Origin of the sequence: Nocardia sp. NPDC006982 (genome assembly GCF_042869435.1) — a bacterium.
Classification (GTDB): domain Bacteria; phylum Actinomycetota; class Actinomycetes; order Mycobacteriales; family Mycobacteriaceae; genus Nocardia.
Genome location: NZ_JBIAFV010000013.1, coordinates 194094 through 209004 on the forward strand (window position 1 = coordinate 194094; position 14911 = coordinate 209004).

Sequence of the window (14911 nt, forward strand, 5' to 3'; positions counted from 1 at the left end):
TCCTAGGGGTACCGCTAGGGGATCGGCCAGTAATGATATATCCGACTGGCCGGTTTGCTATAGCTGAATTGTGCTGGTCTTCTTGGCTTTCCGGTGGTCTTCGCGGCTACGGCAGGTCATCATCAGTACCGGCGCGGTGGACGGTGGGACGCCGGGTCGAACCGGATGAGGGTAGGGAATACGCGATGCTGGTGAAGATCAAGACCGGAGCTGATCTCTCCGGGGCCGAACAGGAATTCGTCGAATGCCTGCGGTCGTATCCGACGACCGGTGTCGCATTGGTCGGCCTGGAGGTCGGCGATCACGGATCTCGTCGAGTCGATGCGATCATTCTGACCCCGCGCGGCATTACCGTGACCGATATCAAGGGCTTCCGGCGCCGCCAGAGCGGGATCCTGAGCATTCCGGGCGACGGTCCGTGGACGATCAGCGCGGAGCCCGCCGATCTGGACGAGGAGATCTCCGGCGATCCCGTCGATCAGCTGGAGCACAGCACGCATGCGGTGAAGACCCGGCTGGAGCGGGCGCTGATCGATCCAGGCCACATCTGCGGCGCCATCGTGCTCGTGCCGTTCCGCGGGGTCGCGGTGCGGCCTGCTCGAACCAGCCTGCGCCCCGGCATGGATATCGTCGTCTCGAATGCTCGTGACGCGACCGAACTCCGTATCTACCTCGAGGGTTTCTCCGCCGGACCGCGCAGTTGGACCGCGGATCGGGTCGCCGCGGCCTGTGATGCGCTCGGCGTCACCGAAAAGCCTTCCCGCGCCGAGCTGCTCGCGGACGGCTTCGACGAGGTACAGCCCAAAGCGCCGTCGCCGTCGGCGCGCGAGCTGCGCAGGCACGTCATCCCCGCGCCGCTGCCGCCGAGCAGGCGGCAGACGGCGGCGGGATGGGTGGTCTTCGCGGTTGCCCTGGTCGGAATGGTGGTGGTCCTCATCGTGATCGCGAGCTCGCTCGCGCACGATTCGGCAAATCCGGCGCGCGACCCGGAGACCTCGACGACGAGCGTGACGCCCTCGCCGCCGCCGTACCGTCCGACTGAGTGCTGGCCCCTCCAGACCAACTGCTGATTCAGAACGCGGCTTCGTCCAGCTCCATGATGTCGTTATCGATCGCGGCGATAATGTTCTTCACCGCGGTCAATTCGGGCAGTGCGTTCTTCGCGAAGAAGCTTGCGACAGCGACCTTTCCGGAATAGAACGCCCGATCCTTCTCCGGTGCTTCGGCGGCCAGTGCGGCGGCCGCGATCTCGGCCTGCACCAGCAGTCGCCAAGCGATGAGCAGATCGCCGACCGCGAGCAGGAAGCGCACCGAGCCGAGCCCGACCTTGTACAGCTCCTTCGGATCCTGTTGGGAGGCCATCAGATAGCCGGTCAGCGTGGCCGCCATCGCCTGCACATCGGCGACCGCGGTGGCCAGCAGCGCCCGCTCGGTCTCGAAGCGACTGGTCTTCGCCTCCAGGAAGGCCGTGATCTGCCCGTTGACGTGCGCGAACGCCACACCCTTGTCCCGAATGATCTTGCGGAAGAAGAAGTCCTGCGCCTGGATGGCGGTGGTGCCCTCGTAGAGCGAGTCGATCTTCGCGTCGCGGATGTACTGCTCGATCGGGTAATCCTGCAGATAGCCCGAACCGCCCAGTGTCTGCAGCGATTCGGTCAGGTACTGGTAGGCCCGCTCGGAACCCACACCCTTGACGATCGGCAGCAGCAGATCGTCTACCCGGTGCGCCAATTCGGCATCCGCACCCGAAACCAGTTGCGCCACATCGGCATTCTGATGGGCGGCGGTGTAAAGATATACCGCCCGCAGACCTTCGGCGTAGGCCTTCTGCATCGCCAGCGAACGCCGCACATCCGGGTGGTGGGTGGTGGTGACGCGCGGAGCGGCCTTATCGGCCATCTGCGTCAGGTCCGCACCCTGCACACGCTGTTTGGCGTAGTCGAGCGCATTGAGGTAACCGGTCGACAGTGTGCCGGTGGACTTGATGCCGACCACCATACGAGCGTTCTCGATCACCTGGAACATCTGCGCGATGCCGTTGTGTACCTCGCCGACCAGCCAGCCCTTGGCGGGCACAGCGGTCGCGCCGAAGGTCAGTTCGCAAGTGGGCGAGGACTTCAGGCCCATCTTGTGCTCGACGCCGGTCACGTAGACGCCATTGCGGTCGCCCAGCTCCAGCGTCTCGTGATCGAACAGGAATTTCGGCACATAGAACAGCGAGAGGCCCTTGGTGCCGGGACCTGCACCCTCCGGACGAGCCAGCACCAGGTGGAAGACGTTCTCGGCGGTCTCACCGACATCACCGCCGGAGATGAAGCGCTTGACGCCCTCGATATGCCAGGAGCCGTCCTCCTGCCGGACCGCCTTGGTGCGTCCCGCGCCGACATCGGAACCGGCATCGGGCTCGGTCAGCACCATGGTGCCCGCCCAGCCGCGGTCGTAACCCTTTGTGGCCCACTGCTTCTGCTGCTCGGTGCCGACATTGAACAGCACCGAGGACATGACCGGGCCCATATTGAAGAAGCTCGCGGCCGGATTGGCGCAGGTGAGCATCTCGTTGATCGACCAGATGACCGCGGCGGGCGCGGGCGTGCCGCCCATGCCCTCCGGCATGCCGAGCCGACTCCAGTCGGCCTCGTGCACGGCCTGGACGGTCTTGCGTAGCGGTTCGGGCACCGAAATCGAGAAGGTGGCCGGATCGTAGACCACCGGATCGCGGTCGGCCGCGGCGAAGGATTCCGCCACCGGCCCCTCGGCCAGCCGCTTCACCTCGGCCAGGATCTCCCGCACGGTTTCCGAATCAAGATCGCCATAGGCACCCGTATCAAGGAGCTTGTCCAGTTCCAACACCTCGAACAGGTTGAACTCGATATCCCGAACGTTCGCCTTGTAGTGACCCACCGGTCCTCCTCGGACTCACGCCTCCACGACCGGGCAGCCGCGGAATCGGCGTTTTGACGTTGTACAAAAAGAGCCTGCCGTACCGCTGTCTTGCTACGCAACCGTAGGCAGGTGGGGCTCCTCACAGCGGTTTGCCGAGTGATTTCCGCAAACGTTCACATCACGGAAACGTGCGAAACGGACTCGTCACCGAGAGATATTCCGGCGCAACAACTTCTGTCTAACGTTCGCACCACGAATACAGCCTTTGTATACAACCCCGTCTACAGCTGTGACCGGGGCAAAGGCGGACGTATTCGGTGCGGCGCACGCAGCGCCGCCGAACACACCTGATGAAGTGAGAAGGGTGGCGCTCCATGCCAGAATCCCGTGATATCCGTCGATCGCGCTCGCGTCGCGTCAGCAAGGCGCTGGTCGCGCCGACGGCCGTCGCACTCGCCGGTCTGTTGCTGACCGGTTGTGGCGCCAAGGATGACGCCTCCAGCAGCGGGTCCAACGCCTCGTCCTGCGTCGATACCTCGAAGGACTCGATCAAGATCGGCTCGCTGCACTCGCTGTCGGGCACCATGGCGATCTCCGAGGTCACCGTCGCCAACTCGACCAAGCTGGCCGTGGACCAGATCAACGCCGCGGGCGGCGTACTCGGCAAGAAGCTCGACCTTGTGCTGGAGGACGGTGCCTCGGATCCGAAGACCTTCGCGGAGAAGGCGGAGAAGCTGATCAGCTCCGACTGTGTCGCAGCGGTCTTCGGCGGTTGGACCTCGTCTAGCCGCAAGGCCATGAAGCCGAAGTTCGAGAGCCTGAACTCGCTGCTCTACTACCCGGTCCAGTACGAGGGCCTGGAGGACAGCAAGAACATCTTCTACACCGGCGCGACCACCAATCAGCAGATCCTGCCCGCGCTGGATTATCTGAAGCAGAAGGGCATCAAGTCCCTGTACCTGGTCGGCTCGGACTACGTCTTCCCGCAGACCGCCAATCGGGAGATCAAGGCCTACGCGGCGGCGAACGGCATCGAGATCAAGGGTGAGGACTACACCCCGCTCGGCTCCACCGACTTCTCCACCATTGTGAACAAGGTCCGAAATGCCAAGGCGGGCGCGGTATTCAACACCCTCAATGGCGACTCGAATGTGGCGTTCTTCCGCGAGTACACCAATGCGGGACTGAAAGCCACTGATATGCCGGTGGTTTCGGTATCCATCGCCGAGGAAGAGGTCGCCGGTATCGGCGCGCAGAATATCGCCGGACAGTTGACCGCGTGGAATTACTACCAGACGGTCGACACGCCCGTTAACAAGAAATTCGTCGCGGACTACAAGGCCGCATTCGGTGCCGACAAGCCGACCTCGGACCCGATGGAGGCGGCCTACGCCTCGGTCTACCTGTGGAAGAACACCGTGGAGAAGGCGAAGTCGTTCAAGGTGGCCGATATTCAGGCCGCGGCCGACGGCGTGACCTTCGAGGCCCCGGAGGGCCTGGTCACCGTCGACGGTTCCAACCACCACATCACCAAGACCGCTCGCATCGGCGAAATTCGTCCGGACGGACTGATCTACACCGTGTGGGACTCGGGCAAGGCTGTGACGCCGGACCCGTACCTGACGTCCTACGAGTGGGCCAAGGGCCTGAAGTAGTCGACTAGTGCCGGGTGCGGTCTCTGTTAGGGGGTGCCCGCACCCGGCCGACCCCGTTAGGAATCCAAATATGGACGTGTTGATCGGCCAGCTCTTCACCGGGCTGAGTCTGGGATCCATTCTTCTGCTTGCGGCGCTGGGCCTTTCGCTGACCTTCGGTCAGATGGGCGTGATCAACATGGCGCACGGCGAATTCATCATGGCCGGGTGCTACACGACTTATGTCGTGCAGAAGGTAATCTCGTCGGCCGGGGTATCGCTGGTCGTTTCGTTGCTCGTCGGTTTCCTGGTCGGCGGACTGCTCGGCGCGGCCCTGGAAATGGGCCTGATCCGCTGGATGTACGACCGGCCGCTGGACACCCTGCTCGTCACCTTCGGCGTCGGACTCGTGCTGCAACAGGCCGCGCGTGACATCTTCGGCGCTCCCGCCAAGAACGTGCTCGCACCCGATTGGCTCAGCGGCGGTGTCACCATTCTCGGTGCGGTGGTGCCGAAGACGCGCATCTTCATCCTCGTGCTCGCGGTCGTCGCGGTGACCGTGCTGGCCCTTGTGCTCAAGACCACTTCGCTCGGTCGGCGCATCCGCGCGGTCGTGCAGAACCGGGGTCTGGCCGAGACCAGCGGCGTCTCCAGCCGCGTCACCGATATCAGCACCTTCTTCATCGGCTCCGGCCTGGCCGGGGTCGCGGGCGTCGCACTGACGCTGATCGGTTCGACCAGCCCGACCATCGGGCAGAGCTACCTGATCGACGCCTTCCTGGTCGTCGTGATCGGCGGGCTCGGGCAGATCAAGGGCACCGTGATCGCGGCGTTCGCACTGGGACTGCTGAATTCGTATATCGAGTACTCCACGACGGCCTCGATCGCGAAGGTGATCGTGTTCGTCGTCATCGTCATTTTCCTGCAGGTTCGTCCGCAGGGGCTATTCACCGTTCGGACGAGGAGTCTGGCATGACCACACTCGGACAACGTTGGCGCGCACATCCTTCCATGACCGCGTGGGGCGGCTTCATCGTGGCCGCGATCCTGCTGTTCGCGGTCGCGCCCGCCGTGCTCAGCGACTTCCGGCTCAACCTGCTCGCCAAATTCCTGTGCTTCGCGATCGTGGCGGCGGGCATCGGATTGGCTTGGGGCCGTGGCGGAATGCTGACGCTGGGTCAAGGCGTGTTCTTCGGCATCGGCGCCTACATCATGGCGATGCATCTGCAGATGGCCGATGCGGCCCGGCTGCACAATGAGGTGCCGGAGTTCATGGAGATCGCGGGTATTCGCGAATTGCCGTCGTTCTGGCGGCCTTTCGCGTCGGCGCCGGTCGCCTTGATCGGCATTCTGGTGCTGCCCGCGCTGATCGCGGCGGCACTCGGTTACGGCGTATTCAAGCGCCGGGTCAAGGGCACGTATTTCGCGATCCTGAGTCAGGCCCTGGCCGCGGCGCTCGCGATTCTGCTGACCGGACAGCAGAAGATCGGCGGGTTCACCGGATTGTCCGACTTCCGTGCCTTCTTCGGCTTCAAGCTCTCGGATCCGGTTAACCGGCAGATGCTGTTCTTCATCGCGGCGGGCACCCTGCTGGTGGTGGTCGCCGCGGTGCGTCAGCTCATGCACAGCCGCTACGGCGAATTACTTGTCGCCGTGCGTGATCAGGAGGAACGCGTGCGCTTCCTCGGTTACGACCCGGCCAATATCAAGATCGTGGCCTATGTTGTCGCGGCATTCTTCGCGGGCATCGCGGGTGCGCTGTTCACCCCGATCGTCGGCATCATCTCGCCCGCCGATATCGGTGTCGTGCCGTCCATCGCATTCATTATCGGTGTGGCGATCGGCGGACGGACCACACTGCTCGGCCCGGTACTCGGCGCGATCGGCGTCGCGTGGGCGCAGACGGCGCTCTCGGAGGAGTTCCCGTCCAGCTGGACCTATCTGCAAGGTGTGCTGTTCATTGTGGTCGTCGGGTTCATTCCGGCGGGTCTGGCGGGGGTATGGCCGATGTTGAAAGGGTTGCTGGACAGTAAGTTTCGTAAGTCCGCCGCGCATACTCCGGTGGCGGTCGATGAACCGCTGCCCGAAGTCGTGACCGAGGAGAAGGTGGAATCCCGATGAACGCGCACGACCCGAAGCTGGGCGGCAACGCGGGCATGTCGAGTGAGTACCTCGAAATCCGCGGACTCTCGGTTAGTTTCGATGGTTTCAAGGCCGTCTCCGATGTGGATCTCACTGTGCTGCAAGGAGATCTGCGGTTCCTGATCGGACCGAATGGGGCGGGGAAGACCACCCTCATCGATGCGATCACCGGCCTGGTGCCCGCCACCGGATCAGCGCAGAAGTCCGGTGTCGAATTCCTCGGGAAGAAGGTGCACCAGATCGCCCGGCTGGGCATCGGCCGAACCTTCCAGACGGCAAGCGTTTTCGAACAACTCAGCGTGCTGCAAAACCTCGATATCGCGGCGGGTGCGGGCCGTTCGGCGCTGACGCTGTTGCGCCGCCGCAAGTCGGTATTGCCGAGTATCGAAGAGGCACTGGAGATCACCGGGCTCGGTGAGTTGCGCGATAAGCCTGCCGGTGTGCTGGCGCACGGGCAGAAGCAGTGGCTCGAGATCGGCATGCTGCTGGTGCAGAACGCTTCGGTGCTGCTGCTCGACGAACCGGTGGCGGGCATGAGCGCCGAGGAACGCGAGGAAACCGGAAATCTGTTGCGGCGCATCGGCGGTGAACGCATTGTCCTGGTGGTCGAACACGATATGGATTTCATGCGGTCCTTCGCGACCTCGGTGACCGTGCTGGCCGCAGGCAAGGTGCTCAGTGAGGGCACCGTCGAACAGGTGCAGGCCGATCCGAAGGTGCAGCAGGTCTACCTCGGCACCGCCGCGGCCATCGGGACCGAACTCGAAGACGCGCAGACCGCGCAGGAGCTGATCGCGAAGGAGTCCGCCGATGCTTGAGCTCATCGACATCCATTCCGGATACGGCCGGACCGAGGTGATTCATGGTGTCTCGATCACCGTTCCCGACGACAGCGTGGTGGCGATCATGGGGCACAACGGCGCGGGCAAGACCACGCTGCTGCGCACGGCCGTCGGTCTGATCGGCGCCAAATCCGGACAGATCAACTTCAACGGTGAGGCGATCACCAAGATGTCGCCGTCGCGTCGGGTCAAGCGTGGAATCGCGTACGTACCGCAGGGGCAACAGAGCTTCCCACAGCTGAGCACCGCCGAGAATCTGCAGGTCGTCGCCGATGGCCGCAAGCGCGGTAAGGCCTTGATCGACGAATCGCTCGACCTGTTTCCGGCGCTGCGCGAACTGTTGAATCGCAAGGCGGGCCTGCTGTCCGGCGGCCAGCGCCAGCAATTGGCGATCGCCAGGGCGCTGATCACCGAGCCGAAGCTGCTCATTCTCGATGAACCGACGGAGGGCATCCAGCCGTCCGTGGTCGCCGAAATCGAGCGCACCATCATCGATTTGACCGGTCGCGGCGGACTCAGCGTGCTGCTGGTGGAACAGCACATCGGCTTCGCACTGCAAGCGGCGCAACGCTATTACGTGCTGCAGTCCGGACGCGTGACGTCCGCCGGCGAGGGCGGAGCGGCCGCGGAGACCTCGGTTCGCTCGGCGATGGCGATCTGAGCTGGCCGCCATGACGCGCAGGGGGCGGGTTCCGCTCAGCGAGCAGGTTTACGAATCGCTGCGGCGGGACCTGGCCACCGGGACGATCGTGCCCACCGAACGGCTCGGCGAGGAACGCCTGGCCGAGACGTACGGGGTTTCGCGCACCCCCGTGCGGGAAGCGCTCGCCCGGCTGCAGGCCGACGGATTGGTGGAGCGGCACGCCGATGGACTGTATCCGTATCGACCGCGATTGGAGGAGCTGGGCAATCTGTTCGAGTTGCGGATTGTTCTGGAGACCAGGGGAATTCAGCGAGTCATGGGCATCGTCGGGGAACCCGCACCGGCACACGACTTGTCCCTGGTGCGTGCGGAACTCGATGTCTGGCGCGGATTTCGCGACGATCCGCCCGAACCGGGCCCCGCGCTGGTCGCCGCGGACGAGCACTTCCACACGACTCTGCTTGCCGCGGCGGGCAATACAGCGCTGGCGGACGCGCTCACCGGTGTTTACGTCCGGGTCCGCCCGGTCCGGACCCTGGACGTGCCGACGCCGGAGCGGATCGCCACCATGACCGCCGAGCACATCGCTATCGCCGGACAACTGCTCGATGGCGATCCCGCTGCCGCCCTGCGCACGCTCACCGCGCACATCGGTAGCTCGCGCACCCACGTACTCGCGCGCGCCCAGCAGGCGATCGAGTTCACGAAACTCTCACGCGCCGTGCGAGATTGACTCGTCGGCCAGCAGGTATTTCACGATCCGGGCGAGGAATCGCGCAGCAGAAGTGCGACAAGAAGCCGCCGATGATCACGGCGGGGTCGCCTAGTCGGGGTGATTGTTCGACACGATCGCGATCGACACGTGCATCGCGATCCACGCGATCATCGCGTAGTCCAGGGCTACCAGGGTTGCTTCGAGGCCGAGCCTGCGCATATAGGGCCAGATCGCGGCGAACAGCACACCCCAGACGAGTGCGAAGAAGAAGGGGATGAAGGTGCCGAGTATGTAGGACCAGAAAGCGGGATAGTCGCAAATATTGCGAGGCGCAAGGTCTATTGGGCCTCTCGATGCCTTTTCCGTGATGTTGTGCGATCAGTGTTCGGCCGTGACCTGAGCGGCGTCGATACCGCGAATCGCTTGTGTCAGAACCGAAATGCGCTCAATCGGCGAGGAGCTTCAGCACGACGGGGCGGGACAGGGTGCCCGACACCTGGCGGGCGAGTTGGTTGGCGCTGGTGCCTTCGGTGTGGGCGTCGCGCAGAGCGGTGGCGAGTTCGTCGCGGGCAGCGTCGGCGGCGGCCTGGGCCTCGCGTAGACGTTGCGTGGCGCGGTCTATGGGATCGGTCGGGACATCGGCCGCGGGTGCGCCGTCAACGCTGGTCGATTCGGTGGTCAACTCGTTGACCGGCTCGCGGTGCGGGATCGACTTATCCGTTCGCAGCGCCGCCCTGGCGAATTCCATCATGAATTCGCGGGTCGCCTGTTGGTTCTCGGCATCCGCGCCGAGCAGCAGGCGAGTGGTCTGCGGGACGGCGAGGCTCCAGTTGGACAGGCCGCACAGGGCGAGCAGCAGTCGGCCCGCGTGGCTGGCGTCGACGTCGAACTGCTCCTTGGCGCGGTCGAATTTCCGCAGGTAGTGCTGGGCGCGCCAGCCGTCGATATCGTGTGCGTCGGTGCCGCGATGCAGGCCCTCCCAGAGCAAAAGCCGTAGCAGTTGCGGATTTTCGCGGTGGTAGTCGAACAGCTTGCCCACGTACTCGCCGGGTTCGGTCTCGGCCAGGGGCTGGACCACATCCAAGAATTCGCGCATGGTGTCGATCAGGATGACGTCGAAGAGCTTGTCCTTGCTGCCGAACAGGCCGTAGATGCGCTCCTTGTTCACCCCGGCCGCCTCCGCGATCCGGTCCACCCGGGCGCCGGCCAGGCCGTGTTCGGCGAATTCGTCGCGCGCGGCGCGCAGCAGGGCCTGCTTGGTCGCGTCGCTCCGTTTCATCGTGACCGTCATGACCGCGACTTTACCATCCCATTAAACCAACTATTTGGTTGACAACTGCTCGGCCATGGGCCTAACTTCGTCCACATGGCAACGCCGACTCTTCAGCTTCCGGCCGGTATCCCGGCTCCGGCACGCACTCGCAGCGCCTCACCACGCGCGCACACCGGGCGTACCCTCCCCGTTTTCGTCCTGTCCGCACTGCTGGCCACCGGCCAGATGTACATCCCGATCCCCCTGTTCACGGCCATGAAGGCCGACTGGAATGTGGGCGCGGGCGTCATGACCTGGATCATCAGCGCCTTCGCCTTCGGCTATGCGGGTGGCTTCGTGCTGTTCGGCCCGCTGTCGGACCGCTACGGCCACCGCCGGGTACTGGTCACCGGCATGATCGCCGCGGCGGTGGTCACACTGTTGACCGGTCTATCGTTCAGTGCGCCGATCGCGGTCGGCCTGCGCGTCGCGCAGGGACTTGTCGTCGGTTCGATTCCGCCCGCGATCATGGCCTATATCGCCACCCGCATCGCACCGGCGCATCGGGCAGTGGTGACCATGTCGGTCGCCACCTCCTTCCTCGCCGCGACCGTGCTGGCACAGATCGCCTCGCAGGCCGTCGTCGCCTCGTTCCCGTGGCGCACCATGTTCATCGGCTCGGCCGTAGTCTTCGTGGCGCTCGCATTCATCCTGCGCGCCGTCATGCTCGAGGACGCGCCCACTGGACGGGACAAGCCGCTCGTGCACAGCTATGCTGCGATCCCCGCGGTGCTGCGGATCAAGGCGCTGCTGCCGATGCTGGCCGCGGGCGCGCTGGCCATGGCCGTGATGGTCGGTGTGTACACCGGCATCGAAATCACCGGTCTGGTCAAGGGTTCCGGTGAACTGCTCGCGCTGCGGGCGGGTGCGCTGCCGGTGATGTTCGCCTTGCCGCTGCTGGCCATCCCACTCTCGCGTCTGACCAAGCCGGGGCAGATGGTGCTCGGTGTGCTGGTCGCTGCGACGGCCATGGTGATCGCCACCTTCGAGGGCAGCCATCTCGCGGTGCTGACCATCCTGCTCGCCGTGCTCGTCGGTGGACTGGGCGTCATCGCACCGGCGGTCCTGCAGACCGCGGGGGAGTTGGGCGGCGAAGCTCGCGCCGCCGCATCCTCGGTCGCGATGTTCAGCTTCTACGTCGGCGCCACCGCCGGCCCGCTGGTCGCCGCAGCCGCTGCGCCCCACGGCTTTTCGGTCCTGGCCTGGACCCTGGCAATCCTGCTGGTCCTGGCACTAGCCCTCACCCTCCTCGGCACACAAATCCAGCGCCCAACCCAACCAGCCTGACCACTCACCGCAACGGCCGCCCCCAGAAGGGGGCGGCCGTCGAGCGCAGTCAAATGGTGGCTCAAAACCCCATCATCAACGACCATTTGACTACCCTGCGCAACCTCTCGAGAACGCAACCACAGCCGGTCGACCGAGCTGGAAGCCGCAGGCCTGCCTACCCAACTGCGGGAGGTAAGCCGGGTACGGCACCCGACGCGCCCAGCACTGCCCCGGCAAAACCACGGAACGCCCAACCCTCTGGGGCCAGCAACCCCGAGAAGTCGGTGCAGAACAACAGGACCCACCGCAGCCCTCAACCCGAACGCCGCCAGGAACCGGACCCTCCCAGTTGGACATGTGATCACGTGGAAACTGTGGCGGCATCGCCCGAGAACCCTCCGCCACCACTGCCACCTGATCTTGATCGCTACGCTCGGCGGGGTGGGGTGCTGGGTGGGGCTATTTGAGGACGTAGGGGGAGACTGAGCTGCGGTGTTCGCTGATGTCGAGGACTTTGCCTAGTGGGGGGAAGGCGCGTTGGGGGCAATTGGTGCGTTCACAGACCCGGCAGCCAGCACCGATCGGCGTGGCCTTGGCCACGTCGAGATCGATGCCGTCGGCGTAGACGACGCGCCCCGCATGCCGCAGCTCGCAACCCAGACCGATCGCAAAGGTCTTGCTGGCCTGGCCGTATCGGGTCGCGCGGCGTTCGACGGTGCGGGCCACCCACAGATATTTGCGACCGTCGGGCATCTGGGCGATCTGCGTCATGATCTTGCCCGGATAGGCGAAGGTTTCGTAGACATTCCACAGCGGGCAGGTGCCGCCGCTGGAGGAGAAGTGGAAACCGGTGGCGGACTGGCGTTTCGACATGTTTCCCGCGCGGTCGACGCGCACGAAGGAGAACGGAACGCCGCGCAGCTTGGGCCGCTGCAGCGTGGAGAGGCGATGGCAGATCGTCTCGTAACTCTGGGTGAAGAAGGCCGAGAGCCGCTCGATGTCGTAGCGGAAATCCTCGGCGACCTCGTGAAAGTGTGTGTAGGGCAAGACGGTTGCCGCGGCGAAGTAGTTCGCCAGTCCGAGCATGGCCAGCTTGCGGGTGTCCTCGGAGGCGAAATTGCCCTCTTCGACCAGCTTTTCGAGCAGGTCGCCACATTCGAAGTAGGCGAGTTCGGCGGCGAGTTTGAAGGTGCGCTGACCACCGGACAGATGCGGCGCGATCTCCAGCCGCTGAGTCTCTGGATCGTAGCGGTGCAATACGCCTTCGCCGAGATCGATGCGCTCGATAATGTGCACATCGTGTGCGCGCAGCAGGCGGGCGATCTCGCTGTTCACATCGCCGCCGTGGAAGCGGATGCGGGCGGTGAGTTCCTCTGCGGCGGTATCCAATTCGTGGATGTAGTTCTGCCGCTGGTAGAAGAAGTCGCGCACTTCCTCGTGCGGTTTGCTGATCGCCGCGCTGCCGGAGCCGTCGGCGAAGCGGTCCTCGGTGGCGGCGGCCAGCTGCGCGGAGGTGTTGCGGTACCGGTTGTGCATATTGACCAGTGCGCGCGCCATGCTCGGATGCGCGGAGACCATATCCGCGATCTCCTGGGTATCGGCCTCGATGCCGAGCTCCTGGTCCATCACGACCTCTTGGAGTTCGGCAATGAGCCGGGTGTCGTCCTGGGACGAGAAAAAGGTCGCGTCGACGCCGAACACTTCGCTGATGCGCAGCAATACCGGTACGGTGAGCGGGCGCACATCGTGTTCGATCTGGTTGAGGTAACTCGCCGAGATCTCCAGCTTCTGGGCGAGTGAGACCTGGCTCAGCCCTCGTTCGGTCCGCAGCTGACGAAGCCGCGCCCCGACGTAAGTCTTGGCCATATGTCCAGTTTATGGGCGGATTCGCAAACCTGCCAATGGGTAATTAGCAGCAGAGCTGAGCGATATGTCACAGGGGCGGGTTACCGTCGAGTGATGCTGTTCTCGGATGTCGTGCAGGCCTCGGAAACCGTCCGTGCGACCCGGTCCCGGAAGACGAAGATAGCGACCCTGGCCGCGCTGTTGTCCGAGGCCGCCCCGGACGAGTTGGAGCCGGTGGTCGCCTGGGTTTCCGGTGAACTACGGCAGGGGCGCATCGGCACCGGCTGGCGTACGCTGACAGCACTCGAATGTGAGCCGAGTGAGCTTGCGACGCTGACGGTTTCGTCGGTCGACGGCACGCTGAGCGAATTGGCCACCACCTCCGGCCCCGGCTCGACCAACCGGCGCAAGCAATTGCTACGCGGATTGTGGACCGCGGCTACCGCCGACCAGCAGGCCTTCCTGATGCGTCTGCTCGGCGGCGAGTTGCGCCAGGGCGCGCTCACCGCGATCGTCGCCGAGGCGGTCGCGGTGGCCGCGGCGGTGCCGATCGAACTGGTCCGGCGGGCGTACATGCTCTCCGGGCAGTTACCGGTCACGGCCGTCGCCGCGCTGACCGGCGGGGCCGAGGCGCTGGGCGAATTCCGGCTCGAGGTCGGCCGCCCGGTCCAACCCATGCTCGCCTCGCCCGGTGCCACGCTGGACGAGGCGATGGCCGAATTCGGCGACGAGGTGAGTGTCGAACACAAGCTGGACGGCGCGCGCATCCAGGTGCATCGGGAGGGTTCGCGGGTGTGGGTGTTCACGAGGACACTGCGCGATATCACGGCCGGTGTGCCGGAACTGGTCGATCTGGTCGCCCAGCTCGACTGTAGGAGCGTGGTGCTGGACGGAGAAACGTTGGCGCTCACCGATTCCGGACGGCCGCGTCCGTTCCAGGAGACGATGAGCCGCTTCGCCGAGGTCAGCTCGACCAGGGAATTACTGCTGCACCCGTACTTCTTCGACTGCTTGCACCTCGACGGTCAAGATCTGCTCGACGCGCCGCTGCACGAGCGCCGCACGGCGCTGACCAAAGTCGCGGCCGCACACAGTATCCCGGCCCTGATCCGACCCGATGCCGAGGCGGCCGCGGAGTACTTCGACGGCGCGCTGGCCGCCGGGCACGAGGGCGTCATGGTCAAGTCGTTGACCGCGCCGTACGCCGCGGGTCGCCGCGGCCGGTCCTGGCAGAAGATCAAGCCGACGCACACACTGGACCTATTGGTGCTCGGCGCGGAATGGGGTTACGGCCGTCGCACCGGTTATCTGTCGAATCTGCACCTCGGAGCGCGCGATTCCGTGACTGGTGATCCGGTGATGGTCGGCAAGACCTTCAAGGGCCTCACCGATGCGCTATTGCAGTGGCAGACCGCCGAATTCCCGCGGCATGAGCGTGCCCGCGATGAATACACCGTCTACCTCTGGCCCGAACTCGTGGTCGAGATCGCCCTCGACGGCGTCCAGGTGAGTCCGCGCTATCCGGGGGGTGTCGCCCTGCGCTTCGCCCGCGTTGTGCGGTATCGACCCGATAAGTCCGCCGCCGATGCCGACACCATCGAAACGGTCCGCGCGCTGCTGCCGTGA

General features: G+C 64.8%; 13 protein-coding genes. 9 read left to right on the forward strand and 4 right to left on the reverse strand.

The window, feature by feature from the left end:
• Positions 1-185: 185 nt before the first annotated feature.
• Complete coding sequence (locus tag ACFYOW_RS36815; RefSeq protein WP_387294666.1) at positions 186-1070, forward strand: nuclease-related domain-containing protein; 885 nt, start codon at positions 186-188, stop codon at positions 1068-1070.
• 1 nt (position 1071) lies between these two features.
• On the opposite strand, the gene ACFYOW_RS36820 is transcribed toward ACFYOW_RS36815, so the two are convergent.
• Positions 1072-2901 (reverse strand): acyl-CoA dehydrogenase, encoded by a 1830-nt coding sequence (locus ACFYOW_RS36820; protein WP_387294668.1) that lies wholly within the window; start codon positions 2899-2901, stop codon positions 1072-1074.
• A 356-nt stretch (positions 2902-3257) separates the two neighbouring features.
• On the opposite strand from ACFYOW_RS36820, the gene urtA reads away from it, so the two are divergent.
• The 6 genes from urtA (at position 3258) to ACFYOW_RS36850 (ending at position 8877) form a co-directional block, all read left to right on the forward strand.
• Complete coding sequence (gene urtA, locus ACFYOW_RS36825) at positions 3258-4538, forward strand: urea ABC transporter substrate-binding protein (protein ID WP_387294669.1); 1281 nt, start codon at positions 3258-3260, stop codon at positions 4536-4538.
• A 70-nt stretch (positions 4539-4608) separates the two neighbouring features.
• Positions 4609-5493, forward strand: a complete 885-nt coding sequence (gene urtB, locus ACFYOW_RS36830; protein ID WP_387294670.1) for an urea ABC transporter permease subunit UrtB — start codon at positions 4609-4611, stop codon at positions 5491-5493.
• Positions 5490-6638 carry an urea ABC transporter permease subunit UrtC gene (gene urtC / locus ACFYOW_RS36835; protein ID WP_387294671.1) on the forward strand — a complete coding sequence of 383 codons (1149 nt, stop codon included), beginning with the start codon at positions 5490-5492 and terminating at the stop codon, positions 6636-6638. Before urtB ends, urtC begins: the two co-directional genes overlap by 4 nt.
• Entirely contained in the window at positions 6635-7477 is an 843-nt protein-coding gene (gene urtD / locus ACFYOW_RS36840; protein ID WP_387294672.1) for an urea ABC transporter ATP-binding protein UrtD, read from the forward strand. The genes urtC and urtD overlap by 4 nt, the downstream gene beginning before the upstream one ends.
• Complete coding sequence (gene urtE, locus ACFYOW_RS36845) at positions 7470-8162, forward strand: urea ABC transporter ATP-binding subunit UrtE (RefSeq protein WP_387294673.1); 693 nt, start codon at positions 7470-7472, stop codon at positions 8160-8162. The genes urtD and urtE overlap by 8 nt, the downstream gene beginning before the upstream one ends.
• A 10-nt stretch (positions 8163-8172) precedes the next feature.
• The gene (locus tag ACFYOW_RS36850; RefSeq protein WP_387294674.1) at positions 8173-8877 is read left to right on the forward strand and encodes a GntR family transcriptional regulator; all 705 of its coding nucleotides are present in this window, start codon (positions 8173-8175) and stop codon (positions 8875-8877) included.
• Positions 8878-8967: 90 nt separating this feature from the next.
• Here ACFYOW_RS36850 and ACFYOW_RS36855 read toward each other — a convergent pair whose 3' ends face one another.
• Entirely contained in the window at positions 8968-9105 is a 138-nt protein-coding gene (locus ACFYOW_RS36855; protein ID WP_387294675.1) for a hypothetical protein, read from the reverse strand.
• Between the two features lie 199 nt (positions 9106-9304).
• A complete protein-coding gene (locus tag ACFYOW_RS36860) occupies positions 9305-10150 on the reverse strand; it encodes a TetR/AcrR family transcriptional regulator (RefSeq protein ID WP_387294676.1) in 846 nt (281 codons plus the stop codon).
• A gap of 75 nt (positions 10151-10225) precedes the next feature.
• Here ACFYOW_RS36860 and ACFYOW_RS36865 point away from each other — a divergent pair, with 75 nt between their 5' ends.
• A complete protein-coding gene (locus ACFYOW_RS36865) occupies positions 10226-11458 on the forward strand; it encodes an MFS transporter (RefSeq protein ID WP_387294677.1) in 1233 nt (410 codons plus the stop codon).
• A gap of 441 nt (positions 11459-11899) precedes the next feature.
• Here ACFYOW_RS36865 and ramB read toward each other — a convergent pair whose 3' ends face one another.
• On the reverse strand, positions 11900-13306 hold the full coding sequence (gene ramB / locus ACFYOW_RS36870) for an acetate metabolism transcriptional regulator RamB (RefSeq protein ID WP_063046967.1): 1407 nt from the start codon (positions 13304-13306) through the stop codon (positions 11900-11902).
• Positions 13307-13399: 93 nt separating this feature from the next.
• Here ramB and ACFYOW_RS36875 point away from each other — a divergent pair, with 93 nt between their 5' ends.
• Positions 13400-14911, forward strand: a complete 1512-nt coding sequence (locus tag ACFYOW_RS36875; protein ID WP_387294679.1) for an ATP-dependent DNA ligase — start codon at positions 13400-13402, stop codon at positions 14909-14911.

Bases quoted from the DNA above. Each gene is read 5' to 3' on its own strand.
- urtE (WP_387294673.1), top strand. From the start codon at position 7,470: ATGCTTGAGCTCATCGACATCCATTCCGGATACGGCCGGACCGAGGTG.
- ACFYOW_RS36865 (WP_387294677.1), top strand. From the start codon at position 10,226: ATGGCAACGCCGACTCTTCAGCTTCCGGCCGGTATCCCGGCTCCGGCA.
- urtB (WP_387294670.1), top strand. From the start codon at position 4,609: ATGGACGTGTTGATCGGCCAGCTCTTCACCGGGCTGAGTCTGGGATCC.
- urtD (WP_387294672.1), top strand. From the start codon at position 6,635: ATGAACGCGCACGACCCGAAGCTGGGCGGCAACGCGGGCATGTCGAGT.
- ACFYOW_RS36860 (WP_387294676.1), bottom strand. From the start codon at position 10,150: ATGACGGTCACGATGAAACGGAGCGACGCGACCAAGCAGGCCCTGCTG.
- ACFYOW_RS36875 (WP_387294679.1), top strand. From the start codon at position 13,400: ATGCTGTTCTCGGATGTCGTGCAGGCCTCGGAAACCGTCCGTGCGACC.
- ramB (WP_063046967.1), bottom strand. From the start codon at position 13,306: ATGGCCAAGACTTACGTCGGGGCGCGGCTTCGTCAGCTGCGGACCGAA.
- urtA (WP_387294669.1), top strand. From the start codon at position 3,258: ATGCCAGAATCCCGTGATATCCGTCGATCGCGCTCGCGTCGCGTCAGC.
- ACFYOW_RS36815 (WP_387294666.1), top strand. From the start codon at position 186: ATGCTGGTGAAGATCAAGACCGGAGCTGATCTCTCCGGGGCCGAACAG.
- ACFYOW_RS36850 (WP_387294674.1), top strand. From the start codon at position 8,173: ATGACGCGCAGGGGGCGGGTTCCGCTCAGCGAGCAGGTTTACGAATCG.
- urtC (WP_387294671.1), top strand. From the start codon at position 5,490: ATGACCACACTCGGACAACGTTGGCGCGCACATCCTTCCATGACCGCG.